Raw genomic sequence first — 25,480 nt, forward strand, 5'->3', positions numbered from 1 at the left:
ACGCGGGGTGCGGCCGTCGGGTCTGCCGGAACCCCGGCCCGGACCCGACCGTCCCATGCCCATGAGCCTGCGCACGACCGTCACCAGCGTCGCCCTCGTCACCAGCCTGGCCGCTGCTGCGGGGGTCGGCTACGCGATCGGCGACGATGCCGGGCCCGGGGGGCCGCCGACCTCGCCGCGGCTCGTGCTCGCGAACGCGGACCTCACCGTCGCCGACGGCTGCGACGCGCTGCTCGCGTCGTACGTCGACCGGGCGCTCGACGAGGTCGGCCCGTACGGCTGGGGCGACGGGATGGTCTTCGGCGAGTCCGCCGGTGCCGACGCGAGCTCGTCCGCCGCGTCGGGGAGCGCGCGCTCCACGGTGACGACCTCGCGAAGCGTCAGCAACGGGACCGGCACGAACGTGCAGGAGGTCGGCGTCGACGAGTCCGATGTCGTGAAGGTCGCCGGCGACCTGCTGGTGCGGCTGCGTGACGGCGAGCTGGTGGCGTACGACGTCGCCGGGACGACGCCGCGCCTCCTGTCGTCGACAGCGATGGACCACGCCCGCGGCACGACGGGCTGGGCGGGCGACCCGGGTGGCGAGCTGGTGCTCGTCGACGGACGCGCGGTGGTCCTCGGGACGTCGGCGGACGGGCTCTCGACGACCATCACCACCGTCGACCTCGCCGACCCGACCTCGCCGGCCGTCGTCGACACGACGACGATCCGCGGGCGCGCGTCCGCCGTGCGGCTGCACGGCGACGTCGTGCGGGTCGTGCTGCAGAACCGCCTGCCCGAGCTCGGCTTCTCCTTCCCCGACGGGGCGTTCGGCGAGATCCGGTCGCGGATGCGCAACCGCGCGCTCGTGCGCGGCACCACGCTCGCCAACTGGCTGCCGACGGTCGACGGCGAGCCGGTCGTCGCCTGCGAGGACGTCGCCATCCCGGACGACGAGGTCGCGCTCGGCACCACCACGCTGCTGGCCTTCGACCCCGCGGACCCGACGTCGCGCACCACGACCGCCGTGGCGACCGACTCGGACGTGTCGTACTTCTCGACCGACCGCTTCTACCTCGCGGCGGCCGCTCCCCTGTGGGGATGGACCGACTGCATGGGGTGCCGCCCCGCCGTGCCCGCCGGCAGCGGGACCACGCCGCTGTTCGCCTTCGCGCTCGACGGGCTGGACGCGACGTACGTCGCCTCCGGGGAGGTCGCGGGCACGATCGCCGACCGCTGGTCGATGGACGCCGTCGACGGCTCGCTGCGGGTGGCGGTCGGGCCGAGCAGCGAGACCGGCAACTTCAACTCGGTCGTGACGCTGCGCGAGGACGGCTCGGACCTCGTCGAGGAGGGCCGCGTCGACCGGCTCGGGGTCGACGAGCAGATCATGTCGGTCCGGTGGTTCGACGACCTCGCGATCGTGGTGACCTTCCGCCAGGTCGATCCCCTCTACGCGGTCGACCTCTCCGACCCCGCGGCGCCCCGGTTGCTGGGCGAGCTCAAGATCCCCGGCTTCTCGGAGTACCTCCACCCGCTCGGCGAGCACCGCCTCATCGGCATGGGCCAGGACGCGACGCTGTCCGGGACCACCCGGGGGGCCCAGGCGGCGCTGTTCGACGTCACCGACCTCACCGAGCCGCGCCAGATCGACGTGGTGCGCTACGCGCCGAACAGCCAGGCCGGCGCCGCGACCGACCCTCGCCAGTTCACGTGGCTGCCGGACCGGCGGATCGCCCTGACGGTCGTCTCCGAGGGCTGGACCGGCACCACCGGCTGGGTCTCGGTGCTCACGCTGGACGACGGCGCGATGCGCAACCGGATGATCGAGGTGGAGCACGGCAGCGACGTGGCCGACGTGCGCCTCGTGCCGCTGGCGTCGGGCGAGGTGGTGCTCGTGACGGGCCGGGACGTCTCGTTCCTCCCGCTGCCCGGCTGAGGTGCCACGCAGCGACCCTCGAATCCCGGCCGCCACCGGACGTACGCTCGTCGCATGTGCCGCAACATCCGACCGCTCAACAACTTCGAGCCGCCCGCCACCTCCGACGAGGTCACCGCGGCCGCGCTGCAGTACGTCCGCAAGGTGGCCGGGACGACGAAGCCGTCGCAGGCCAACGAGGAGGTGTTCCACGCCGCGGTGAGGGACATCGCCCACATCACCGAGCACCTGCTCGCCGACCTCGTCACGTCGGCGCCGCCGAAGAACCGTGAGGTCGAGGCCGCCAAGGCCCGCGCCCGGGCGCAGGCGCGCTACGCGTGACCCTCGCAGCCCCCAGGCCCGTCGCGGGCGAGGTCCTCGACCTGCTGGCCACCCGCCCGCTGGTCGCGCTGACCGGCGCCGGGCTGTCCACCGACTCCGGGATCCCGGACTACCGCGGCCCGGGAGCACCCGCGCGGATGCCGATGACCTACCAGGAGTTCGTCGCCACCCCCGAGGCCCAGCAGCGCTACTGGGCGCGCAGCCACCTGGGGTGGCAGCGGATGGGGCGCGCCCTGCCCAACGACGGCCACCGCGCGCTCGCCGCGATCGACCCGCTGCTGCTGATCACGCAGAACGTCGACGGCCTCCACGAGGCGGCCGGGGCGCGGTCGGTCGTCGCCCTGCACGGCCGTGTGGCGGACGTGGTCTGCCTCGGCTGCCGCACCACCTCGTCGCGGGCGGCCCTCGAGCGCGAGCTCGACGCGCTGAACCCGGGCTGGCTCGAGCGGCACGGGTGGGTGGAGTCGCGGCCCGACGGCGACGTCGACCTCGACGACACCCGCGACTTCGTGGTCCCGCGGTGCCCGTGCGGCGGCTCGTTGAAGCCCGACGTCGTCTTCTTCGGGGAGAACGTGCCTCCCGACCGGGTCGCGCGGTGCTACGCCGCGGTCGAGGCGCTCGGTCGCGACGGCGCGCTGCTGGTCGCCGGCTCGTCCCTGACCGTGATGAGCGGCCTCCGGTTCGTCAAGCGGGCGGCCTCGACGGGGACGCCGATCGTCATCGTGAACCGCGGCGAGACCCGCGGCGACGCGCTGGCGACGTACAAGCTCGAGGTCGGCTGCAGCGAGTTCCTCGTCGCGCTGGCGGAGGTACGGGCGCCGGGCGCCCCGGTTGGGGCTCGTTGAAATCCCCCGCTTAAGCGGGGGATTGCGAACATATCGGGGTCTGCACGCCCCTATAAGTTCACACTCCCCCGGCTAAGCGGGGGAACAAGGGACGGATGTGGCTCAGCGGCGCACGAAGATGTGCTCGGCCGCCTCGACCACCAGCTCGGCGGTTTCGCCGCCGGACCCGATGAGGATGCCCTCGTCGGTGCGCGCGATCGTGACCGTCTTGCCCGGGAGGGCGCCGACGCGACGCAGGAGGCCCATGAGGTCCTCGTCCTTCTGCATCTCCTCGGAGATCCGCTTGACGTGGACGCGCTGGTCCTCGCTGACGGCGGCGTCGGACAGCGGCTCCACGTTGTCCATGAACTCCTCGCCCACCTGGTCGCCGAGCTCGTCGAGCCCGGGGATCGGGTTGCCGTACGGCGACTCCGTCGGGTGGTCGAGCAGGTCGAGCAGCCGGCGCTCGACGGTCTCGGACATCACGTGCTCCCAGCGGCACGCCTCGGCGTGCACGAGCTCCCAGTCGAGGCCGATGACGTCGGTCAGCAGGCGCTCGGCGAGCCGGTGCTTGCGCATCACGCGGGTGGCCAGGCGCCGGCCCTCCTCGGTCAGCTCGAGGTGGCGGTCGCCCTCCACGGTGAGCAGCCCGTCGCGCTCCATGCGGGCGACGGTCTGCGACACCGTCGGCCCGGACTGGTGCAGGCGCTCGGCGATGCGCGCACGCAGCGGGACGATGCCCTCCTCCACGAGCTCGTAGATCGTGCGGAGGTACATCTCGGTGGTGTCGATCAGGTCGCTCACGGTCGTCATTGTGTCCCATCCGCCAACTGCGGCGCGCACCCGTGGCGTGGCACAGTGAGGCCGTGACCGAGCTGATCGTGCCGCGGCGCTTCTGCGGCCCTCCGGACTCCGGCAACGGCGGCTGGACGGCGGGGGCGCTCGCCTGCCTCGAGGACGCCGACGCCCCCGGGCACCGGTCCCCGAGCCGGCCGCCGATCGAGGTGTCGCTGCGCAAGCCGCCGCCCCTCGACACCCCCCTGCTCGTCACCGCCGGGCCGGCCGGGACGACCGCGTCGTACGACGGAGCGACGGTGGCGATGGCCCAGCGGGTCGAGCGCGCCCTCGTCGAGGTCGAGCCGGTCGACCCGCACACCGCAGCGGCCGCCGAGCCGGCGTACCCCGGGCACGACTTCCACCCGTTCCCGACGTGCTTCTCCTGCGGCACGGCGCGTGCGGAGGGCGACGGCCTGCGCATCTTCCCCGGCCCCGTCCGCGAGGGCCCCGGCAGCGACCTCGTCGCGGCCACCTGGACCCCGCACGAGAGCCTCCGCGAGGACTGGCACGCGTACGTCGACGAGCACCCGCGCGCCTCGGTGACCGCCACCTGGGCGGCGCTGGACTGCGTCGGCGGCTGGGCGGGCGACCTCACCGAGCGCCTCATGGTGCTCGGCCGGATGACCACGCGGGTCGACGACCTGCCCGTCATCGGCGAGCCGCACGTGGTCGTGGGCGAGGGCCGCGGCCACGGCGGACGCAAGACGCACACCGCCTCGACGCTGTACGACGCCGACGGCCGCGTCGTGGCCACCGCCGAGCACACCTGGATCGCCGTCGACCCGGCGATGTTCGGCGGCGTGGCCCCCACCGCCCGCGGTTGACCAGTGGGCCCCGGCCTCTGAGAGGATGGGTCCATGGCCGATTTGAACGATCCAACGACGTCGTGGTGGCGCAACGCCGTCGTCTACCAGGTCTACGTCCGCAGCTTCGCCGACAGCGACGGGGACGGCGTCGGTGACCTGCCCGGCATCACCTCGCGGCTGCCGCACCTCGCCGAGCTCGGCGTCGACGCCCTCTGGATCACGCCGTTCTACACCTCCCCGCAGCACGACCACGGCTACGACGTCGCCGACTACCGCGACGTCGACCCGCTCTTCGGCAGCCTCTCCGACGCCGACGACCTGTTGGCGCGCGCGCACGAGCTCGGGCTGCGGGTGATCGTCGACCTCGTCCCGAACCACACCTCCGAGGAGCACGAGTGGTTCCGGGCGGCCCTCGCGGCAGGCCCCGGGAGCCCGGAGCGCGCCCGCTACCTCTTCCGCGACGCCCCCGAGGGCGAGCTGCCCAACAACTGGAGCTCGGTCTTCGGCGGCCCGGCGTGGACCCAGGTCGACGACGGCCAGTGGTACCTGCACCTCTTCGACTCCACCCAGCCCGACCTCGACTGGCGCAACCCGGAGGTGCCGGCGATGTTCGAGGACGTGCTGCGCTTCTGGCTCGACCGCGGCGTCGACGGCTTCCGGGTCGACGTGGCGCACGGCCTGTTCAAGGAGGCGTCGCTGCGCGACCAGGAGGTGGGCGAGGACGAGCGACCGACGTCCGGCGCCACCACCGAGCACTCCATGGTGGAGCGCGACCTCAAGGACGAGCCGATGTGGGACCAGCCCGAGGTGCACGAGGTCTACCGGTCCTGGAGCAAGGTCCTCGACGAGGCCGGCCCCGACCGGATGGCCGTGGCGGAGGCCTGGACCCAGACACCGGAGTCGATGGCGGCGTTCGTCCGCCCCGACGAGCTCGACCAGGCCTTCAACTTCGCCTGGCTGCTGGCCGACTGGTCCGCCGAGGCGTTCGCCGGGGTCATCACCGACACCCTGGCGGCGGTCGCGCCGGTGGGCGCGTCGCCGACGTGGGTGCTCAGCAACCACGACGTCGTACGCCACGTCACCCGCTACGGCGGCGGCGCGCAGGGCCTCGCCCGCGGCCGCGCCGCGACGCTGGCCATGCTCGCACTGCCCGGCTCGAGCTACCTCTACCAGGGCGAGGAGCTCGGCCTGGAGCAGGTCGACGTCGCGCCCGAGCACCGGCAGGACCCGTCGTACCTCCGCACCGGCGAGGTCGGTCGCGACGGCTGCCGCGTGCCGATGCCCTGGGGCGGCAGCGAGCCGCCGTACGACTTCGGCCCGGCGGCGGGCCAGCCGTGGATCCCGCAGCTGGCGGACTGGGCGGCGCTCACCGTCGAGGCGCAGACCGGAGACCCCGGCTCCACGCTGGAGTTCTACCGCAGCGCGCTGCGGCTGCGGCGCGAGTTCGCGTGGACGGCCGGCGACGCGGTCGAGATGCTGGACCTCGGCGCGGAGGTGCTCGCCTTCCGCCGCGGCCCGCTCACCGTCGTGGTCAACTGCGGCGACAGCGCCGTCGGACTGCCGGAGGGCGAGGTGCTGCTCGCCAGCGGTCCCCTCGAGGGCGGGCTGCCCGCCGACACGGCCGTCTGGCTGCGCTGACCCGTTCGGCGGCCGGCGTACGCCCTCCGCCCGCGGCTCTGCGTCATGCGTTCCGGCACCCATGGGTGCGGGTCCGCATGACGCCGGGCCTCGGGGGCGGCGCCGTCCCCGGGGCGGCGGCGTACCGGCGGAGGTCAGTCGTCGGAGAGGAAGCGGTTGTACTCCGCCAGCTGGTCGGCGAACCGCTCGACCTCCGCGTCCGACCAGCCTGAGAGCCGCTGGTCGAAGCGGTCGCTGCGGCGCCGGCGCATCACCTCGAGCCGCTTGCGGCCCTCCTCGGTCGCGTCGAGCAGGATCGCCCGTCGGTCCTCGGCGTCGGGCCGCCGCTCGACGAGCCCGAGGTCGACCAGCGCCTGCACCTGCCGGCTGACGCCGCCCTTGTCCATCCCGAAGGCGTCGGAGAGGTCGGCGCCGCGCATCGGCCCCTCCTTCGCCAGGTGGGTGAGGATGAGGAACGTCATCGGGTGCAGGTCGGGGTGCACCTCGCGGGCACGCTCGCCCATCACGCGCTTGACGCGGCGGATGAGCGTGCCGACCTCGGACTCGATGCGGCGGAGGTCGTCGTACCGGGCGCTCATGCCTGCGGGGTGGCCGGGGAGATCTCGGCCGCGAGCTCGTCGTCGCGCTTCACCGAGGTGCGCAGCGGCACCTCCTTGATGAGGAGCACCGCGATGAGCGCACCGATCGCGAACGGCAGGGCGACGAGGAAGATGTGCCCGGTCGCGTCGCCGAACGCGCTCTCGAAGACCACGCGGACCGGGGCGGGCAGGTCGGAGACGTCCGGGATGCCGCCGGTGTCGTGCGAGACCGCCGCGGCGTACTCCGGGTGGGTGGCGAGCAGCTTCGTCAGACCGGACTCGACGGCGTCGGCGACCTGGTGGGCCAGCACGGCCCCGAGCGCGGCGATGCCGATGGAGCCACCGAGGGAGCGGAAGAACGCGACGACCGACGAGCCGGCGCCCATGTCGGCCAGGGCGATGGTGTTTTGCACGGCCAGGACGAGGTTCTGCATCGTGGCGCCGAGGCCCAGGCCGAGGACCGCCATGAAGAGACCGGTGCGCCACAGCGGGGTGTCCGCGTCGATCGTGGCAAGCAACCCGATCCCGGCGATGACGGCGACCATGCCGCCGACGAGCCAGCGCTTCCACAAGCCCGTGTCGGAGATGACGCGGCCGCTCACGATGCTCGAGACGAGCAGTCCGCCGACCATGCAGATCGACATCAGGCCGGCCTCCGTCGGGCTCATGTCCTTGGCGCGCTGGAAGTACAGGCTCAGGTAGACCGTCGAGCCGAACATCGCGACCCCGATGAGCACCGACGCGATCGTGGCAAGGGTGAGGGTGCGCTCACGGAACAGGCGCAGCGGGATCACCGGGTCGACGGCGACGTTGGCCTCGACGTGGACGGCCAGGGCGGTCACGACCACCGCGGCGACCAGCAGGGCGCCGCTGGTCCAGGAGACCCAGTCGAAGTTCTGGCCACCGAGGGACATCCAGATCAGGAGGATCGAGACGCCCCCGACGAGCAGGAAGGCGCCGAGGTAGTCGATGGACACCTCGCGCTTGACGACCGGCAGGTGCAGGGTGCGCTGCAGCACGACGAAGGCGAGGGCGGCGACGGGCAGTCCGGCGAAGAAGCACCAGCGCCAGCCCACCGTGTCGACGAGCACGCCGCCGATGAGCGGGCCGCTCACGGTCGCGAGGGCGAAGACGGCTCCGATGTAGCCGCTGTAGCGGCCGCGCTCGCGCGGCGAGACCATCGTGGCGATGACGACCTGGACCAGTGCGGTCAGGCCGCCGACGCCGAGGCCCTGCACGACGCGCGCGCCGATCAGCACCTCCATCGACGGCGCGAAGCCGGCGATCAGGGAGCCGACGAGGAAGATCACCAGCGCGGACTGCACGAGGGTCTTCTTGTTGAACATGTCGGCGAGCTTGCCCCAGATCGGGGTGGTCGCGGTCATCGCGAGCATCGTCGCGACGACGACCCAGGTGTAGCCGGTCTGGCTGCCCTTCAGGTCGTCGACGATGGTCGGCAGCGCGTTGCTGACGATCGTGCTGGAGAGCATCGCGACGAACATCGCGAGGAGCAGCCCGCTGAGTGCTTCGAGCACCTCGCGGTGGGTCATCTGCCCGGACGGCGCAGGGCTGACGGTGGGAGCTTGGGTCACTACGTGCCTTCGATTCTGGTTGCTTACCGCAATAGTTGTTGTACACAACCATAGGCGCGACTCATGCCTGCGCCAAGTCGGTACCCACATGAGGTGGCACACACCGGCTCGGCCGGGGCGGCGGTCGGCGTTGGGGAGCGGTCGGGCCGGTGGGCAGGGGCGGCTGCGTCATGCGAAGGCGTACGCATGGGTGCGGGTCCGCATGACGTACGACGGCGGCGTCATGCGGACCCGGACATGCAGCGACCCGCAGGCCTGCTGCTCCTGGTGGAGGAGCCCCGGAGGATGACGCCGGGAGCCTGCGGGTCGGGTGGCTGCAGTGGATTCGCCGGCAGCTGTCGGCGGACCGGGCTGCCTAGCGGGCAGCCACCTCACTCATCCGAAAAGAACTCATTCTTCGGATCACCTCCCTTCTGTGTGCTTCGAGCGTACGTCGGCGCCGGACCCCGCTCAACGCATTTCCGCACGCCTGGACTTCTCGGGGGTTGTGCGAACTTCTGGGGGCGTGCAGACCACCGGAAGTTCGCAATCCCCCGCTTGAGCGGGGGATTCGAAATACAACCTCTACGGAGCCAGGCGCTCGATCGCCCAGCCGGCGCCGGCGCGGCGGTAGACGAGGCGGTCGTGCATCCGGCTGCGCCGTCCCTGCCAGAACTCCAGCACATCCGGCACCACGCGGTAGCCGCCCCACTCGGGCGGGACGGGGACCTCGCCGGCCCGGTCGTCGCCGCCGAAGCGCTCCTCGGCGCGGGCGAAGGCCTCCGCGAGCGCCGAGCGGGAGGCGACCGGCCGTGACTGCGCCGAGGCCCAGGCGCCGAGCTGCGCCCCGCGCGGGCGCGAGTGGAAGTAGGCCGCCACCTCCTCCGCGCCCAGCGGCGATGCCGTCCCCTCGACGCGCACCTGCCGCTCGAGCGGGTGCCAGGGGAAGAGCAGCGCGCAGTGTGGGTTCCCGGCGAGCTCGGTGCCCTTGCGCGAGGCCTGGTTGGTGAAGAACACGAAACCGTCGGGACCGACGCCCTTGAGCAGCACCATCCGGCTCGACGGACGTCCCTCGGGTGTCGCCGTGGCGAGGACCATCGCGTTGGGCTCGTGCAGGCCGGCGTCGACCGACTGCTGCAGCCAGCGCTCGAACATCTCGATCGGGTCGTCGGTCAGGTCGGGCAGGTCGAGGCCTCCCCGGCCGTACTCCTCGCGCAGTCCGGACAGGTCCATGCCGCGACACTAGACCCGGATCGCAACGTGCGACCGCGCGCGGCGCGTCGACCGCGGGCGGCTCAGCCGGCCGCCGCCGGCACCTGGGCGGCGTACCACGACGTCCTGCCCCTCGCCCCCTTGCGGGTCAGCGAGATGTGCATGTGGTCGCGGTGCCGCAGGGTCGGCGAGCACGTCCGCCGGCTGCGGCAGCCGGAGCTGAGGTAGCGCTCGGCGACGAAGCCGTCGTACGAGGCGTAGATCCGGTCGTCCCAGATGACGTACATGATCCCCATCCGGCGGGCCAGCGCGTGAGTCTGACCGGTGTCGTCGGGCGCGAAGACCTCGTCGAGGAGCGCCGCCGCCAGCGCCTTGTCCGCGGGGTCGCGGGCGTCGAGCAGCCAGTCGAAGGCGCGCGCCTCCTTGTGCTCGCTCGTGGACGAACCCGTGCACGACCGGCTGATCGGACCGTAGCCACCGCCGCGCGCGACGAGCCAGTCCGCCAGCGCGAGCACGCCCGCCCGCGGGCTGTGCCGGCACGACGTCTGCGGCTCGTAGCCGGCGTACGGCTCCACCGGCTGGAGGTACGGCGCCGAGGGCGTGACGGTGCCGCGGCGAACCGGCTCCTGGGCGCTTGCGACCGCGGGTCCGCTCGGCAGCAGCGCCACCAGCAGGCCGACGGTCCACACGACCCGTGCGACGACACCTTTCGTGGCTCGCATCGCGACGCCCCACCTCTTCCTCCGACCACACGTGCCCGGCGACCGTACGAGGTCGCGGGAGCGCGGGTCAGGGGATCAGCCGAACATCAGCGCTGTAGTTCGCAGGCTGGTGTGCCGCCCGGGAGGCGGGCCCGGTTGGCGGCCACCCAGTGGTACGCGCGACGGGCGAGCGGGTCGACCGGCCAGACCGTCATCAGACGGCCGACGAGCCGCCAGGGCGCCGGGCCGGTGCGGAGTATCGCCGCGAAGGCACGGTGGCCGTAGTCCACCCGGCCGTCGGGATGGACGTACGGCATCTCCACCACGGCTCGCTCGGGGGCGACCCCCAGCGCGGCGAGGTCCGCGGCCTGGACGGTGGAGCTGTCGACGTCGACGCCGAGTCGCGGGACCAGCCGCGCGGTGCGCATGCAGAAGCCGCAGTCGGCGTCGTTGAGCATGAGTCCCCGGGCCATGGTCACCACGCTACGCCGCCGCGCTGCGCCTCGTCGCCGGCACCGTCAGATCCGGCGACCGAAGGTACGGCTCAGCGGGGCGTCGGCGTAGAAGCCGAAGGCGGGCACCGGCTCGTAGCCGGACGAGAGGTAGAGCGCGATGGCCTCGGGCTGCTTGGTGCCCGTCTCGAGGACGAGCGCCTCGATCCCGGCGGCGGCAGCGGTCGCCTCGAGGTGGGCCAGCATCCGCCGCGCGAGGCCGCGCCGCTGCGCGGCGGGCACGACGTACATCCGCTTGACCTCGGCGGTGACCTCCGCTCCCAGCGCCCGGACCGGGCTGCGCCGCCAGGCACCGGTGGCGACGGGCGCGCCGTCGAGGTAGCCGACGAAGAACTGGCCGACCGGGTCCTCGAAGTCCGCCGGGTCGACCGGCGACTCGTCGCGGCCGCCGTAGCGGGCGACGTACTCCTCCTGCACGGCCTCGACCAGCAGCTGCGCGTCGGGATGGGTGATCGGCAGCCGTTCGATCCGGAGGTCGGCTGCGACCCTGGCGTTGCTCATCCTTCGTCCCCCTCGGACAGCGGGCTGCTGCGGGTGCCACAATAGGGACCGCTGACAGCGTCGTCAGGACCACCCTTCCGCACCCCACGTGAGGTTCCTCCATGACCGACGCCTCGACCGACGCCCTGCAGATCCCCGCCGAGCTCCTTCCGGCCGACGGCCGCTTCGGCGCCGGACCGTCGAAGATCCAGACCAGCCACCTCGACGCGCTCGCCGCGACGGGCTCGTCGCTGATGGGGACCTCCCACCGGCAGGCGCCGGTGAAGAAGACCGTCGGCCGCGTCCGCGAGGGCCTGACCGCGCTCTTCGAGGTGCCGGAGGGCTACGAGGTGGTGCTGGGCAACGGCGGAGCGACCGCCTTCTGGGACATCGCCTGCTTCGGCCTCATCCGCGAGAAGAGCCAGCACCTCTCCTTCGGCGAGTTCTCCTCGAAGTTCGCCACGTCCGCGAAGAAGGCGCCCTGGCTCGCCGACCCGTCGGTCATCGCCAGCGACCCTGGATCGCGTCCCGAGCCGGTGGCCGAGGAGGGCGTTGACGCCTACGCCTGGGCGCACAACGAGACCTCGACCGCGGTGATGGCACCGGTACGCCGCCCGGTGGGCGTGGACGACGACGCCCTGGTGCTCGTCGACGCCACGTCGGGTGCCGGCGGCCTGCCCGTCGACCTCGACCAGGTCGACGCCTACTACTTCGCGCCGCAGAAGTGCTTCGCCTCCGACGGAGGCCTGTGGGTGGCTCTCATGTCGCCGCGCGCCCTCGCGCGGGCCGAGGAGATCGCCGCGAGCGACCGCTACGTGCCGCCGTTCTTCGACCTGCCGACCGCGATCGACAACTCCTCGAAGAACCAGACCTACAACACCCCGTCGGTCGCCACCCTGTTCCTGATGGCGGAGCAGCTCGACTGGATGAACGGCCAGGGCGGCCTCGAGGGGATGGTCGCACGCACCACCGCCTCCTCCGACGCGCTCTACGGATGGGCCGAGCGCACGGCGTACACCACGCCGTACGTCGCGGACCCGGCCGACCGCTCGCTCGTCATCGGCACGATCGACTTCGACGACGCCATCGACGCCGCCGCGGTGGCCGCCACCCTGCGCGCCAACGGCATCGTCGACACCGAGCCCTACCGCAAGCTCGGCCGCAACCAGCTCCGCATCGCGATGTACCCCGCGGTCGACCCGGCCGACGTCGAGCAGCTCACCCGGGCGATCGACTTCGTCGTCGAGAACAGCTGAGCGCCCGCGACGCCGAGCGGGTCGTGCTCAGGCCGCGAGGAGCTTGAGCACGGCTCGCTCGAGGGCCGCCTGCCGCGCGTCGGCGGACTCGTACGACGTCCTGACCTTGATCGTCCGGCCGCGCTCGTAGGCCTCGACCACCCGCGGGTCGACGTACGACGACCGCGCCAGGGTCGGCGTGTTGCCGAGGAACTCCGAGACCTCCTTCATCGCCCCCGAGACGGCGCGCTTGCGCGACGCCTTGGTCGTGCCCGGCTCCGAGGTCTCGGCCAGGGCCGCCGCGGCGATGACCGTGGCGTGCCACGTGCGGAAGTCCTTGGCCGTCGCCTCGATGCCGAAGCAGCTGCGGATGTAATCGTTGACCTCCGCGGCCGAGAGGTCACGCCAGGTCTTGCCGTCCTTCCAGGCCAGCAGCTCGTCGCCGCCCCCGCGCCGGCGCCGCATGACGTCGAGCGACTCCACGGCGGCGGGGTCGTCGATGTCGATGCAGTGCTCGACGCCCGACTTGCCGACGAAGCAGAACCGCATGCCGCCGCGGTGGCGCGAGACGTGCTCCTTGCGCAGCGTGGTGAGGCCGAACGACCCGTTGGTGTCGGTGTAGACGTCGTTGCCGATGCGGAAGTAGCCCAGGTCGAGGAGACGGACCGCCACCGCACAGGCGCGTTCCTTGGACATCCCCTCGGCGCCGATGTCGGCCAGCACCCGCTCACGAGCCTTGGACAGCGCCTTGCCGAAGTCGAGAATCCGGTCGAACTTGGCCGCGTCGCGGCTGCTGCGCCACTGCGGGTGGTAGAGGTACTGGCGCCGACCGGCGTCGTCGGTGCCGACCGCCTGCAGGTGGCCGTTGGGGTACGGCGTGATCCAGACGTCCTTCCACGCCGGCGGGATGACCAGGTCCTTGCAGCGCTGCACCTCCTCGGCACCGAGGCGCTGGCCGTGCTCGTCGAGGTAGACGAAGCCCTTGCCGGACCGGCGGCGGGTCCAGCCGGGCTGGTCGGGGAACGTACGCCTCAGTCGCGGCATGCGGCGAACCTAGCGAACGCTTCACAGGTGTCCGGCCACCCGCAGGGATGGCTAGGCCCCCAGGGCGGCTGCCACCTCGTCGAAGGCGGCCCGGCCGAAGGCGACGATGCGGGCCTCCTCCACCGACGTCCGGGTCGAGCGCAGCGTCTCGACCGCCGCGGCGATGGCGTCCTCGCGCGGCCATCCGTAGATGCCGGCGCTCACGAGGGGGAAGGCCACCGTGCGGGCGCCGAGCTCGTCGGCCACGGCCAGCGCGTTGGCGTAGCACGAGACCAGCAGCGACCGGTCGCGCTCGCCGCGGCGCCAGTCGGGCCCCACGACGTGGATCACCCAGGTCGCCGGCATGGCGCCCGCGGTGGTCCACCCGGCGGCGCCGGTGGCGAGGCCGTCGGGGAAGCGCCGGCGGCAGTCCTCGAGCACCGCCGGCCCGCCCGCCGCGTGGATGGCGCCGTCGACGCCTCCCCCGCCGCGCATGGCCTGGTTGGCGGCGTTGACGACGGCGTCGACCTGCTGGGTGGTGATGTCGCCCTCGACGACCGTGACCCGCACGCTCAGACCTCCGTCGTGCCGGACCCGAGGATGCGCCGGGCGAGCTCGGCCTGGCTTCCGGTCAGCAGGTGCTCGGGCACCCGCACCGGGGCACCGCCGTCGACGGTGAACGTGTAGACGAACATGTCGGGCTTCGGCGGTGCGTCGTGCGTCGGCGACGACAGCACCGCCTGCTGGACGAGGTCGCCCAGGTCGGGGTCGTCGGTGTCGAGGTCGACCTCGGCGGACTCGGTGCGGCCGGCGAAGCCGCCGCTGCGCTCGACGCGCAACCGGCCGCGGGGCTGCGGGTCGACCGCGCGCTCCCCGCCACGGCGGCCCGGCTCCACCCCGACCCGGGCCCACGCCTCCTGCACGGCGTCCGCGTGGCTCCCGGCGGCCGCGACCGTGGCGGCGGCGAAGGCCGCGAAGTCGGCGTCGGGCGGGACGTCGGCACCGGTGAGCGCGGCGTACCAGATGCGTCCGGCCCCCTCGACCGCCGTGCCGCCGATGGCCACGGCCGCGAGCTGGAACGCCTTGTTGGGGATGCCGGAGTTGAGGTGGACGCCGCCGTTGTCGGCCGTGGTGTCGACGTAGTCGTCCATGTGGCCGACCTGCGGGTCGGTGCCGACCTCCGGGTCGTCGTAGGCGGTGCCGGGAGCCGCCATGTCGCGCAGCGCCCGGGCCCGGACGGCCGGCGTGAAGATGCCCTCGCCGATGAGCCAGTCGCCGTCGGCGGCCTGCTGCCCGAGCAGACGCTGCTTGAGGCACGAGGCGAACGCGTCGGCCACCGACTCGTTGAGCGCGCCGGACTGGCCGCTGTAGGTGAGGTCGGCGGTGTGCTCGACGACGGCGTGGGCGAACTCGTGGGCCAGCACGTCGACGGGCTTGGTGAACCGCTCGAACACCCGGCCGTCACCGTCGCCGAAGACCAGCTGGGTGCCGTCCCAGAAGGCGTTGTTGTAGCTCGAGCCGTAGTGCACGGTGAGGCTGACCGGTGCGCCCGCGTCGTCGTGCGAGTCGCGGCCGAGCACGTCGGCGAACATCGCGAGGGTCGCCGTGATCCCGTCGGCGGCCTCGTCGACGGCGACGTCGCCGGTCTCCGGCTCGCCCGCGCGGCGGGCCGGCGTGCCGGGGAGCGAGGTGCCCGAGCCGGCGTCGTGGACGGTCCACGCGGGACCACCGGCGACCGCTCCGGCGGTGGGCACGGCGGTGGTGCGGGCGGCGCGTTGCGCGCGCGCCCGCCGCAGCGCCTCGTCACGCTCGACCTGCTGCGGCCCGTCGACGAGCTCGGCGAGCCAGGGAGGGATGAAGGCACATCGACGCGGAGGGTCGTGAGGAGCAGCCGTACGGAGGTCCCGAGAGGTCATGGGACAGGTCTACCCGCCTGCTCCGACAGCGGGAAGGGCCTGGGGGGCGGATCGGCCGGGCGGGTGGCGGCGGGTTCCGGGCGGGCAGAACGTGCACCACGCACCGCTGGTCCGGTGACGCCGCCCGCGGCGGTGCCTGAGACACGTTCCCCGCCAGCAGAACCTGCACCACGCACCGCTGGTCCGGTGGCAGGGCCCGCCGCGGTGCGTGAGACACGCTCCCCGCCGGCAGAACCTGCACCACGCACCGCTGGTCCGGCAACGCCGCCCTGCGGTGCGTCAGGCAAGTTTCGCACCTCCAGAACCTGCACCACGCACCGCTGGCCCAGCAACGCCGCCCGCGGCGGTGCGTGAGACACCTTCCCCGCCGGCAGAACCTGCACCACGCACCGCCCGGCCGGTCGTCACGAAATCTGGATCTCGGGGCCCGCGCACTAGACTCGGCACGCTGCGGCCGTGCTGGCCGCGCCCGGCCGCTGGCCGCTCGTTCTCCGCCCGGAAGGCTCCTGCATGTCCACCCAGTCCCGATCCGACCTGCGCAACGTCGCGATCGTCGCCCACGTCGACCACGGCAAGACGACGCTGGTCGACGCGATGCTCCGCCAGGCCGGCGCGTTCACCGCGCACCAGGCCGAGAGCGTGGCCGACCGGGTCATGGACTCCGGCGACCTCGAGCGCGAGAAGGGCATCACGATCCTCGCGAAGAACACCGCCGTCCACTACACCGGCCCGTCTGCGCCCGAAGGCATGACGATCAACATCATCGACACCCCGGGCCACGCCGACTTCGGCGGCGAGGTCGAGCGCGGCCTGTCGATGGTCGACGGCATCGTCCTGCTCGTCGACGCGTCCGAGGGCCCGCTGCCGCAGACCCGCTTCGTGCTGCGCAAGGCGCTGAACGCCGACATGCCGGTGATCCTGGTCGTCAACAAGACCGACCGCGGCGACGCCCGCATCAGCGAGGTCGTCGACGAGTCCTACGAGCTCTTCATGGACCTCCTGGACGACAGCCACAGCCAGGACGCGCTCGACTTCCCGGTCGTCTACGCCTCGGGCAAGGCCGGCATCGCCTCGCTCGAGCAGCCGGAGAACGGCTCCATGCCCGAGGGCTCGGACCTCGAGCCGCTCTTCAAGACGATCCTCGAGACCATCCCCGCGCCGCAGTACGACGACGAGGCGCCGCTGCAGGCCCACGTCACCAACCTCGACAGCTCGCCGTTCCTCGGCCGCCTCGCGCTGCTGCGCATCCACCAGGGCACGCTCAAGAAGGGCCAGACCGTGGCCTGGATGCGCCGCGACGGCGAGGTCAAGAACGTCCGCATCACCGAGCTGCTCGTCACCGAGGGCCTCGAGCGCAAGCCCGGCGAGTCCGCCGGCCCGGGTGACATCGTCGCCATCGCCGGCATCCCCGACATCACGATCGGCGAGACCCTGGCCGACGCCGAGAACCCGGTCGCCCTGCCGCTGATCCACGTCGACGAGCCGGCCATCTCGATGACCATCGGCACCAACACCTCGCCGCTCGTCGGCAAGGTGAAGGGCTCGAAGGTCACCGCCCGCCTGGTCAAGGACCGCCTCGACTCCGAGCTCATCGGCAACGTGTCGCTGCGCATCCTGCCCACCGAGCGTCCCGACGCCTGGGAGGTGCAGGGCCGCGGCGAGCTCGCGCTCGCGATCCTCGTCGAGCAGATGCGGCGCGAGGGCTTCGAGCTCACGGTCGGCAAGCCGCAGGTCGTCACCCGCGAGATCGACGGCAAGCTGCACGAGCCCTTCGAGCGCCTCACCATCGACGCCCCCGAGGAGTACCTCGGCACCATCACCGAGCTCCTCGCCGTCCGCAAGGGGCGCATGGAGGGCATGACCAACCACGGCACCGGCTGGGTGCGGATGGAGTTCGTCGTCCCGGCGCGCGGCCTGATCGGCTTCCGCACCGACTTCCTCACCGAGACCCGCGGCACCGGCATCGCCCACCACATCTCCGAGGGCTACTTCCCCTGGGCCGGAGAGATCCGCTCGCGCAACAACGGCTCGCTGGTGGCCGACCGGGCCGGCGCCGCGACGGCGTACGCCATGACGTCGCTGCAGGAGCGCGGCGTGCTCTTCGTCGAGCCGGCGACCGAGGTCTACGAGGGCATGATCGTCGGCGAGAACTCACGCGCCGACGACATGGACGTCAACATCACCAAGGAGAAGCAGCAGACCAACATCCGGTCCGCGACCTCCGACAACTTCGAGAAGCTGATCCCGCCGAAGAAGCTCAGCCTCGAGCAGTGCCTGGAGTTCTGCCGCGAGGACGAGTGCGTCGAGGTCACGCCGGAGATGGTGCGCATCCGCAAGGTCGTGCTCGACGCCAACGCCCGCGCCAAGACGGCCTCCCGGGCGCGCAAGGCCAACAAGTAGCCCGGACGGTCCCGATGCCCTGCTCCTCCCCCGACCCCCGGCTCGCCGAGCAGCTGGCGGGCTGGCTGGAGGACCTCGGCCTGGCCGACCAGCTGGCCGCGGCGGGCCTGCCGACGTACGTCCGCGACGCCGGCGGCGTGCGGTGGACCGACCCGGCCACCGGCGACCCCCTGGGGCCCGACCGACTGGTGGAGCTCGACCGGCTGCTGCGCGCACAGGGCGACGACCCGGCGCACGCCGTCCCCGTCGCCCTGGTGCAGCTGCGGCGGGAGACCCGCCTGCGCCAGTCGCTGCTCGAGCACGGGTCGCTGGACTACGCAGGCGTCGCCGCGCTGCGCGGCACCTCGGAGAACGCCGCACGGTTCGCGCTGCACAAGGCCGCCGGTCGACGAGCCGTCCTGCTCGTGCAGCACGAGGGGGCCACGCTGGTGCCGTCCTTCCAGCTCGACGAGGCCGGGGAGGTGCGTCACGAGCTGCTCGCGGTGCTGGAGACCCTCCTGGCCGCCGGGCTGGACCCGTGGCGCACGTGGATCTGGCTCACCTCGCCCGCCGCGCTGCTCGGCGGCGCCGTGCCGCACGAGGCGGCACGCGAACCCGAGGAGCTGCCGGTCGTGCAGCGGGCGGCGGTGGCGCTGGCCGAGCGCGCCCGCGCCCCCCAGCGCTGAGCCGGCCGCCGGCACGTACGAGGTGACCGCGGGTAGTCCCCCGGCGGCACTGACCGCCGCTCGGCTCAGGCCCGGGCGGAGCGCAACGTCGGCGCCAGCACCACGAGGCCGAGCAGCGGGAGGACCGCGAGCACGAGCACCGCGCCGGCCATGCCGATCGGCCCGCTCAGCCCGGCGACCACGGCCGAGCCGACGCTGCCACCGATGAGGAAGAGCAGCGTCGAGACGCCCAGGGCGACGCCGCGCACGTCCTCGTGGACGGCGTCGCCGACCACCGCGCTCAGCGCCGGCTGTCCAAGGCCGAAGGCGAACGTCACCCCGATGATCGCGACGACCAGGACCGGTGCGCTCGACCAGTGGGCGCCGGCGGTGGCGACCAGCAGCGCCCCCGAGGCGACGAGGCCGGCGACGGCCAGCGCGCGGCCGGGACCGATCCGGGTCAGCATGGGTCCCGTCACCTGCGGGACGGCGAGCGCCACCGCGGCGCTCGGGACCATCGCGAGGCCGACCTGCCAGGCCTCCCAGCCCTGCCCCAGGAGGATCGCGGGCAGGGCGATGAGCAGGGCGAACCACGACGCCGGCACCGCGGACGCGGCGACGGCGCTGCGCACCACCGTCCCGTTGCGGATCACCTCGACCGGCAGGAAGCCGTCGGGGCGCCGGCGTACGGTGGCGCGCACGGCGGGCACGCCCACCACGAGGAGGACCGCGCCGATCGCGGCGACGAGGAGTCCGGCGGACGGCGACTGGACGAGCAGGACCATCCCGGCGGCGGTGAGGGCGACGACGACGGCTCCCACGATGTCGAGCCGGGCACCACTGCCTCCGGTGGGCAGGGCCCGCCACAGCAGGGGTACGACGAGGGCGCCGAGGATCGGCAGCGCCATCACCGCGCGCCAGCCGAACGCCGCCTCGACAAGCCCCCCGATCAGCGGACCGAGGCAGCTGACCGCCGCGGCGACCCCGGCCAGCCGTCCGAACGCGAGGCCGCGGACCTCACCGGTGTACCTGGCCGACAGGACGGCGACGCCGAGCGTCGGGACGGCGGCGGCGCCTGCGCCCTGGACGATCCGGGCGACGAGCAGGACCTCGAACGTCGGCGCGAGCGCGGCGACCAGCGCGCCGACCGACATGAGCACCAGCCCGGCGAGCAGTGGGCGGCGCACGCCGACCAGGTCGGAGATGCGGCCGTAGAGGGCGGTGGTCACCGCGAGCATCAGCACGTACAGGCTGATGACCCAGGCCGCGAGGCCGGCGCTCACCTCGAGGTCGTCGGCGAGCAGCGCGAGCGCGACGGCAGCGCTCGACGAGCCCATGCCGGCGAGGCCGAAGAGGAGGCCGAGCAGCACGGAGACCCGGCGCGAGTCGTCAGCGTGGTCGGTGGTGGCCGGGTTCCGGGCGGTGGAGGTCATCAGGGAGCGACAACAGCCTGCGGCGCCGGCTTGTTCCCCTCGCGCGAGGCAGCACGGGTGACGAGCGGCGACCGACGCCGGGGCGCGGCGCACTCGGGCGACGTGGTCAAGGCTCCGCGGGAGGCCCATGACCAAGGTCTGTCTAAACTTCAACGGTCTCGGTAGTCCACCCGTCAGAGGTTGTCTCATGCCCCCCTCGGTCCGCAACGGCAGCGTCGCTTCCCAGTCCGGGCTCCCCCGCCGCACCGTGGTTCGCGCCGGCGCATGGACTGTCCCGGTCGTCACTGTTGCGACGGCCGCGCCGTCGTTCGCCGCGTCGCCGTGCGCCACGGACTACTCCTACCTGCTCGACTGGGGGTCGAGCACGTCGAGCTTCAGCCGCGGCATCGGCGGCACCGCTGCAGCGGCGACGGCGACGACCACCTCCGGCGCGGGAGGCCAGTCGGTCCGCGTGGAGTTCGCCAGCGCTCTCATCGGCACGGTCGCCAATGGCTACACCCTCGACCCGACGTACAACCTGTCCGTGCCAGGTCCGAGCGGCGGCGGTACCGCGCCGAACGTCACCAACCTCGGGAACCTCACGCCGGGCGGCGCAGAGCGTGGGCTGTGCCTCCAGCACTCGACCAGCACGACGGCCTCGGTGAACGCGACGACGGGCAACCCCGACCGCGGCCAACGCCTGACCATCAGCTTCCCTCGTGCGGTCTCCAACCTGTCGTTCTGGCTCGTCGACATCGACAGCACGAGCACCGGCTACTGGGACCGTGTCCGGTTCACCACGGTTGCGCCCACTCCCAGCGAACCGAGCCCCAACATCAACGGCACCGGCTTCGGAACCTCGCCCTTCCGATACGGCACGGCACAGTCCAACAGCAACATCGACGAGAACAGCGCGGGCGCGCGCGTACGCGTGTCGTTCGGCGGCCCGGTCTCCACGCTCGTCCTGGAGTACTGGAACGCCGCGTACAGCAGCGGCAGCAGCATCCAGCGCCTCTTCCTGAGCGACCTGAGCTTCACCGCGAAGGGTTGCTAGGCCCGGACACCCAGGCGTGGCCGCTCCTATCCTTCTGACATGTCGTCGGCACCGCTCCCTGCCCTCGTCGTCGCGCTGACGCTGGTGGCGGTCCTGGCGACGAGCGGGGCCGCGAAGCTGCGTGATCGCCGTGCCACCCGCGACGCCTTCACCGCGCTGCGGGTGCCGGGGGTCGTGCCCGCCGACGCAGCGGCAACGGTGCTGCCCTGGGCCGAGCTCGCCCTGGCTGTCGCGCTGGTGCTGGCGCCGGACGGGTGGCTGACGGTGGCTGCGGCAGCCGTGCTCGTGCTGATGCTGGCCTACACCGCCCTCGTGGCGCGGGCCCTGCGCTTCGAGGAACCGGTCACGTGCTCCTGCTTCGGCAGCCTCGGACGGCACGACGTCGACCGCACGACCGTGGCCCGCAACCTCCTGCTGTCCGCGCTGGCGGCGGCTCTCTTCGCATCCTCTCTCGACGGCGGCTCCGTGGCCGCGGCCCTCGGTGCCCTCGACCGTGACGGGTGGTGGGCGCTGCTCGCCACCCTCGCTGCAGCCGCCGTGGCCGTGCTCGTGGTCGGCGGTCCGGGTCCGTCCGGGTCGCCGGCGGCGGACGGCGACCTGCTCGACTACGAGAGGCAGGCCGTCCCCTACGGCTCGCTCACGCTCCGCGACGGACGTACGGCGTCGCTCCTCGAGCTGAGCGCGACCCAGGCCCGACTGCTGGTGGTCCTGACCCCGGGGTGCGGCCCCTGCGTGCGGACGGCCGAGAGGCTCGACGCCTGGGCCGCCCGGCTGGGACCGGCGGTGGGGGTGCTCGCTGTCTACCCCGACGAGCAGTCCGCTGAGGCGGCCGTCGGACACGCTCCGGAGCTGGCCGCGTGGGAGCCGGAGCTCAACGTGCGCCGGTTGTTCTCCGTCGGCGCGCCGGCCGCGGTCCTGCTCGGCGCCGACGGCTACCTCGCCGGCGGTCCGGTGGCCGGCGAGGAGGGCGTGGCCGACTTCGTCGAGGAGGTGCTGGCTGCTCTCGTCGACCAGCCCGATCTGCGCGGGTGACGCCCGCGGCTCACGTCGGCACCGCTTGCGTGCCCCACGTCGACGGCGGCAGGAACAGCTCGGCCCCCGTCCACAGCGGTCAGGCGGTTCGCAGGACCACCGACATCGGGTCCGCCTCGTCCATCAGCACGGTGACGATCGAGTCGCCGGTCGTGGGCTGGTGGTCCGACCAGTACAGCTCGAGCCCTGCCTCACGGAACCGAACCTCCGGGTCGTCGCCCATGTAGGCGCGAGCGCCCGGGCCGGCGAGGTAGGCCGATCCGCCCACCATCAGCACCTGCTCGACGAGGCGCTCGGCCGCCGCCTCCTCCGGTGGGTCCGTGACCAGCAGGGGCGTGTCGATCCCCAGCATCTCGCGCACCACGTCGATCATCGCCCTGTTGACCTCGTGGAGCAGGTGGCCCTCGCAGGCGCGGATCCTCTCGACGAGCTCGACGCCACGGGTCGAGAAGTAGGGCGCCCCGGCGTAGCGCCCCCGGATCACGTCGGTGATCCGCTGCTGCCAGCCCTCGGCCACCTCCACGGTGTTGATCGGCACCAGCGCCGGCTTGCCGACCAGCTGGTGGGAGCACCAGGCGTCGCGCATGGTCACCCGCCGCTGGTAGCCGTGCTTCTGGAACTGGTCGTGCACCGAGAGGATGAAGGCGTCGGAGGTCGCCATCTTGAACCAGAAGCCGGAGTAGGGCAGGAGGTCCGGCTGGTGGATGGTGACCTTCACCGGCGCACCTGCCGCACCAGGGCGTACTGCTCGGCGTACTCGACCTTGCGCATGTGCCCTACGGTCGCGGCGATCTCCTTGATGCTGTTCATCGGGTGGGGGCCGCCCGGGTTCTCGGAGGCGTACGCGGCGCATGCCGCCGCCTTGAGGTCCGCCTGCTCCTCCGTGAGGGCCTCGAAGACGTTCCACCGGAGGTCCGAGGGGTAGAGGTTCACGTCGTAGACGGCGATGTCGTAGACCAGCACGCTGTTGGGCACCCAGTGACCGGGCGACATCGAGAGCCGCGCGGAACGCATTCCTGCCTCGTAGACACCGATGTGGTCCTGGTGCAGCGACGGGAAGGGGAGGTAGACCTCCTCCGGCTCCACCTCCGCCATGACGAGGTCGAGCTGGTGGACCAGCTCGGACATGTGCTGCTGCGTCGTGCCGTCGACGAAGTCGAGGCAGCGCGAGTCCGTGACCCCTAGGACGTCCATCGCCTCGGCGTGCTCCCGGCGTCGGGTGCTCCCGCTCTGCGTCACCACCACCACGGTGGACTCCTGGGGGAACTTGGCGAGCAGCCCTCCGCACCCGAGGGACTCGTCGTCCATGTGCGGAGCAACGATGAGACGTCGCACAGTGATCGTTCCTCCATCGGGGGCTCGGCGGCGAGGGCGCCGGTTGCGTCCAGTCGTGGTCGCGAGTCGCGGACAGGGTAGCGGCGATCACGAGCACGCCGTTGCCTACGATCGAGCCATGCCAGGTGACCCTTCGGTGTCGATTGTCGTCCCGAGTCGCGGCGGGGCGGGACATCTCCCGAGGCTGTTCGAGGCACTGGCTCGTCAGTCCCTGGACGACTGGGAGGCCGTGGTGGTCCTCGACGGTGACGTGGACGACTCCTCTGCGGTCGTCAGGCTCGCTGCGAAGGAGCTGCCGGTGCGCCTCGTGGTGTTCGACGACAACCAGGGACGCCCGGCTGCCCTCAACGCCGGCTTCCGGGCCGCCAAGGGCGACGTGCTGGTGCGCTGCGACGACGACATGGTCCCGGGCCCCAACTACGTCGAGAACCATGCGCGAGCGCACGAGGAAAGGGACGTGGGGGTGGTGGGTCTCGTCCGCAACGTCTACCCGGACACCTCGTACGCCCGCGCCTACGGTCGAGCGTGGGACGCGCGGTACCGACGCGACGCCTACCGGGTCGACCCCGCGGAGACCTGGCGGTACTGGGCCGGGAACTGCTCGGTCACGCGGCGGTTGTGGGAGAGGGTGGGCCCGTACGACACCGCGTTCCGGTCGTATGGGTGGGAGGACGTCGACTGGGGCTACCGGCTGTCCCGCACGGGCGTCCCGATCGTGCTCGACCCGAGGCTGGAGACCGAGCACAGGGGCCCGGCTGCTACGACGGCGGCGCGCGCCCAGCGGGCGTTCTACGCCGGCGCCGCCAAGCGGCGCTTCGACTCCAAGCACGGCATGGTGCCGGCCAGCGGTACCCAGCGCTCGGCCTGGCGGAGCGCGGTGATGGGCTTGCAGCTGGGTCTCGACGAGAAGCGGGTCACCCGCCTCGGTCGTGCGGTCGACCGCGCCGCCATGTTCCTGCCGCGACCGCTTGCCCACAAGGCCGTGGCGCTCGTGGTCGAGGCGTCGAGCGAGGCGGGCCAGCGGATCAGCGCCGCCGGCGACGCGATCTAGACACGCGACCCGGGTGGGCCACCTACGCCTGCGGTGTCCTGCGGAACCTGTGCCTCGCCCCGGGCAGTGTGGTCGGCGAGGCGAGGGTGGAGCCGGGCGTAGCGGTCGAGACGCTCCGTGATCCAGCACCACCGCCGTACGTGGGTCCTCAGCTCCCAGACCTCCTCCTCGAGCTGGTTCCGGTACGTGAACAGGCTCTCCGCGTGGTCCGCGAAGAACTCGACGTTGTTGCGGAACACGACCGCCTGCGCGGCGGCAGTCTTCCCCGGGTCCTCGGCGATCCTCGTCGTCAGCGAGTCGCTGCGGATGCGGTAGTGGAAGAGGATCTCGTTCAGCCTGACGACTCCGCGCGGCAGCGAGGTCACCCGCAACCAGAAGTCCCAGTCCTCGAGCCCGAGCGCGGCGTCCTCGTTGAGACCCCCGACGCGCTCCCAGTCCCCGCGCCGGAACATCGCCGAGGCGAAGATGACGTTGCCGCGCGCCATCTCCTCGGGCGAGTAGTCCGGAAGGTCCCACGTCCCGGTCCGACCGTCGAAGAACTCGGCGCGGCAGTACACGACGCCGACATCGGCGCGGCCCTGCATCACGTCGACGGCCCGGCGCACGTAGTCGGGGTGGATCCGGTCGTCGGCGCTCAGCGGCAGCACGTAGGCACCCCGTGCCGCGGCGACGCCCGCGTTCAGCGCTGACGGGCAGCCAGCGTTCTGCTCACGGATGACGCGGGTACGCGGCTACCGCGCGTGGTCGAGCACTCGCCGGGTGGCGACGTCCGTCGACCCGTCGTCGACCACGACCACCTCCACGTCGGCGTACGTCTGGTTCAGCGCCGAACGCACCGCCTCCTCGACGTACGCGCCCAAGTTGTAACAGGGCACGACGATGCTGACGAGCGTCACTGCTCCTACTCCCCCATGCTCGCCGATGGGCGCGCGCGTGTGCCTCCACCCGCATAGGATCATCACACCATCAGCGCAAGGAGG

24 protein-coding genes and 1 pseudogene are annotated in these 25,480 nt (G+C 72.6%); 11 read left to right on the plus strand and 14 right to left on the minus strand.

From position 1 onward, the window contains the following. The first annotated feature begins 61 nt into the window (after positions 1 to 61). The 3 genes from J3P32_RS05850 to J3P32_RS05860 are packed head-to-tail and all read left to right on the plus strand — an operon-like array spanning position 62 to position 3,084. Entirely contained in the window at positions 62 to 1,918 is a 1,857-nt protein-coding gene (locus J3P32_RS05850) for a beta-propeller domain-containing protein (protein ID WP_210438877.1), read from the plus strand. Positions 1,919 to 1,972: 54 nt separating this feature from the next. Then, a complete protein-coding gene (locus tag J3P32_RS05855) occupies positions 1,973 to 2,239 on the plus strand; it encodes a DUF2277 domain-containing protein (RefSeq protein WP_210438878.1) in 267 nt (88 codons plus the stop codon). Continuing rightward, positions 2,236 to 3,084 (plus strand): Sir2 family NAD-dependent protein deacetylase, encoded by an 849-nt coding sequence (locus J3P32_RS05860; RefSeq protein ID WP_210438879.1) that lies wholly within the window; start codon positions 2,236 to 2,238, stop codon positions 3,082 to 3,084. The genes J3P32_RS05855 and J3P32_RS05860 overlap by 4 nt, the downstream gene beginning before the upstream one ends. A gap of 102 nt (positions 3,085 to 3,186) precedes the next feature. On the opposite strand, the gene J3P32_RS05865 is transcribed toward J3P32_RS05860, so the two are convergent. After that, complete coding sequence (locus J3P32_RS05865; RefSeq protein ID WP_210438880.1) at positions 3,187 to 3,867, minus strand: metal-dependent transcriptional regulator; 681 nt, start codon at positions 3,865 to 3,867, stop codon at positions 3,187 to 3,189. Positions 3,868 to 3,929: 62 nt separating this feature from the next. On the opposite strand from J3P32_RS05865, the gene J3P32_RS05870 reads away from it, so the two are divergent. Continuing rightward, positions 3,930 to 4,724 (plus strand): hotdog family protein, encoded by a 795-nt coding sequence (locus J3P32_RS05870; protein WP_210438881.1) that lies wholly within the window; start codon positions 3,930 to 3,932, stop codon positions 4,722 to 4,724. 33 nt (positions 4,725 to 4,757) lie between these two features. After that, on the plus strand, positions 4,758 to 6,344 hold the full coding sequence (locus tag J3P32_RS05875; protein ID WP_210438882.1) for a glycoside hydrolase family 13 protein: 1,587 nt from the start codon (positions 4,758 to 4,760) through the stop codon (positions 6,342 to 6,344). A gap of 134 nt (positions 6,345 to 6,478) precedes the next feature. On the opposite strand, the gene J3P32_RS05880 is transcribed toward J3P32_RS05875, so the two are convergent. The 6 genes from J3P32_RS05880 to J3P32_RS05905 all read right to left on the minus strand — a co-directional run bounded on the left by J3P32_RS05880 (position 6,479) and on the right by J3P32_RS05905 (position 11,419). Continuing rightward, complete coding sequence (locus J3P32_RS05880) at positions 6,479 to 6,922, minus strand: MarR family winged helix-turn-helix transcriptional regulator (protein WP_210438883.1); 444 nt, start codon at positions 6,920 to 6,922, stop codon at positions 6,479 to 6,481. Next, entirely contained in the window at positions 6,919 to 8,514 is a 1,596-nt protein-coding gene (locus J3P32_RS05885) for an MDR family MFS transporter (RefSeq protein WP_374222510.1), read from the minus strand. The genes J3P32_RS05880 and J3P32_RS05885 overlap by 4 nt, the downstream gene beginning before the upstream one ends. A 564-nt stretch (positions 8,515 to 9,078) precedes the next feature. Beyond that, positions 9,079 to 9,726: a pyridoxamine 5'-phosphate oxidase gene (gene pdxH, locus J3P32_RS05890; protein ID WP_210438885.1), complete on the minus strand. Its 648-nt coding sequence runs from the start codon at positions 9,724 to 9,726 to the stop codon at positions 9,079 to 9,081. Positions 9,727 to 9,788: 62 nt separating this feature from the next. Next, positions 9,789 to 10,427 (minus strand): hypothetical protein, encoded by a 639-nt coding sequence (locus J3P32_RS05895; protein WP_210438886.1) that lies wholly within the window; start codon positions 10,425 to 10,427, stop codon positions 9,789 to 9,791. An 86-nt stretch (positions 10,428 to 10,513) separates the two neighbouring features. Next, positions 10,514 to 10,879, minus strand: a complete 366-nt coding sequence (locus tag J3P32_RS05900) for a thiol-disulfide oxidoreductase DCC family protein (RefSeq protein ID WP_210438887.1) — start codon at positions 10,877 to 10,879, stop codon at positions 10,514 to 10,516. Positions 10,880 to 10,924: 45 nt separating this feature from the next. Further along, positions 10,925 to 11,419: a GNAT family N-acetyltransferase gene (locus J3P32_RS05905; protein ID WP_210438888.1), complete on the minus strand. Its 495-nt coding sequence runs from the start codon at positions 11,417 to 11,419 to the stop codon at positions 10,925 to 10,927. Between the two features lie 101 nt (positions 11,420 to 11,520). Here J3P32_RS05905 and serC point away from each other — a divergent pair, with 101 nt between their 5' ends. Next, positions 11,521 to 12,654: a phosphoserine transaminase gene (gene serC, locus J3P32_RS05910; RefSeq protein ID WP_210438889.1), complete on the plus strand. Its 1,134-nt coding sequence runs from the start codon at positions 11,521 to 11,523 to the stop codon at positions 12,652 to 12,654. 27 nt (positions 12,655 to 12,681) lie between these two features. Here the strand turns inward: serC and J3P32_RS05915 are convergent, their stop codons facing one another. From J3P32_RS05915 to J3P32_RS05925, 3 genes are read right to left on the minus strand one after another with little or no spacing between them, the layout of a single operon-like run. Beyond that, positions 12,682 to 13,677: a DNA topoisomerase IB gene (locus J3P32_RS05915; RefSeq protein ID WP_210438890.1), complete on the minus strand. Its 996-nt coding sequence runs from the start codon at positions 13,675 to 13,677 to the stop codon at positions 12,682 to 12,684. Between the two features lie 51 nt (positions 13,678 to 13,728). Beyond that, positions 13,729 to 14,226, minus strand: coding sequence for an O-acetyl-ADP-ribose deacetylase (locus J3P32_RS05920; RefSeq protein WP_210438891.1), 498 nt, complete (start codon positions 14,224 to 14,226; stop codon positions 13,729 to 13,731). Between the two features lie 2 nt (positions 14,227 to 14,228). Then, a complete protein-coding gene (locus J3P32_RS05925) occupies positions 14,229 to 15,572 on the minus strand; it encodes a protealysin inhibitor emfourin (RefSeq protein WP_210438892.1) in 1,344 nt (447 codons plus the stop codon). Between the two features lie 510 nt (positions 15,573 to 16,082). Here J3P32_RS05925 and typA point away from each other — a divergent pair. Both typA and J3P32_RS05935 read left to right on the plus strand, forming a co-directional pair. Then, positions 16,083 to 17,972 (plus strand): translational GTPase TypA, encoded by a 1,890-nt coding sequence (typA, locus tag J3P32_RS05930; RefSeq protein ID WP_210438893.1) that lies wholly within the window; start codon positions 16,083 to 16,085, stop codon positions 17,970 to 17,972. A 14-nt stretch (positions 17,973 to 17,986) separates the two neighbouring features. After that, complete coding sequence (locus tag J3P32_RS05935) at positions 17,987 to 18,637, plus strand: hypothetical protein (RefSeq protein WP_210438894.1); 651 nt, start codon at positions 17,987 to 17,989, stop codon at positions 18,635 to 18,637. 65 nt (positions 18,638 to 18,702) lie between these two features. Here J3P32_RS05935 and J3P32_RS05940 read toward each other — a convergent pair whose 3' ends face one another. Continuing rightward, the gene (locus J3P32_RS05940; protein WP_210438895.1) at positions 18,703 to 20,049 is read right to left on the minus strand and encodes an MFS transporter; all 1,347 of its coding nucleotides are present in this window, start codon (positions 20,047 to 20,049) and stop codon (positions 18,703 to 18,705) included. A 187-nt stretch (positions 20,050 to 20,236) separates the two neighbouring features. Here J3P32_RS05940 and J3P32_RS05945 point away from each other — a divergent pair, with 187 nt between their 5' ends. Next, a complete protein-coding gene (locus tag J3P32_RS05945) occupies positions 20,237 to 21,082 on the plus strand; it encodes a hypothetical protein (protein WP_210438896.1) in 846 nt (281 codons plus the stop codon). A 39-nt stretch (positions 21,083 to 21,121) separates the two neighbouring features. Continuing rightward, positions 21,122 to 22,114, plus strand: coding sequence for a TlpA family protein disulfide reductase (locus J3P32_RS05950; protein WP_210438897.1), 993 nt, complete (start codon positions 21,122 to 21,124; stop codon positions 22,112 to 22,114). Between the two features lie 79 nt (positions 22,115 to 22,193). On the opposite strand, the gene J3P32_RS05955 is transcribed toward J3P32_RS05950, so the two are convergent. Both J3P32_RS05955 and J3P32_RS05960 read right to left on the minus strand, forming a co-directional pair. Continuing rightward, positions 22,194 to 22,832, minus strand: coding sequence for a WbqC family protein (locus J3P32_RS05955; RefSeq protein WP_210438898.1), 639 nt, complete (start codon positions 22,830 to 22,832; stop codon positions 22,194 to 22,196). After that, the gene (locus J3P32_RS05960) at positions 22,829 to 23,449 is read right to left on the minus strand and encodes a PIG-L deacetylase family protein (RefSeq protein ID WP_307861598.1); all 621 of its coding nucleotides are present in this window, start codon (positions 23,447 to 23,449) and stop codon (positions 22,829 to 22,831) included. The genes J3P32_RS05955 and J3P32_RS05960 overlap by 4 nt, the downstream gene beginning before the upstream one ends. A 118-nt stretch (positions 23,450 to 23,567) precedes the next feature. On the opposite strand from J3P32_RS05960, the gene J3P32_RS05965 reads away from it, so the two are divergent. Continuing rightward, positions 23,568 to 24,500, plus strand: coding sequence for a glycosyltransferase family 2 protein (locus J3P32_RS05965; protein ID WP_210438900.1), 933 nt, complete (start codon positions 23,568 to 23,570; stop codon positions 24,498 to 24,500). On the opposite strand, the pseudogene J3P32_RS05970 reads toward J3P32_RS05965, so the two are convergent. Next, positions 24,497 to 25,459: pseudogene (locus J3P32_RS05970) on the minus strand (glycosyltransferase). The gene J3P32_RS05965 and the pseudogene J3P32_RS05970 overlap by 4 nt on opposite strands. Positions 25,460 to 25,480 lie beyond the last annotated feature (21 nt).

Source organism: Nocardioides xinjiangensis (assembly GCF_017916385.1).
In the GTDB taxonomy this organism is placed as follows: Bacteria; Actinomycetota; Actinomycetes; order Propionibacteriales; family Nocardioidaceae; genus Nocardioides; species Nocardioides xinjiangensis.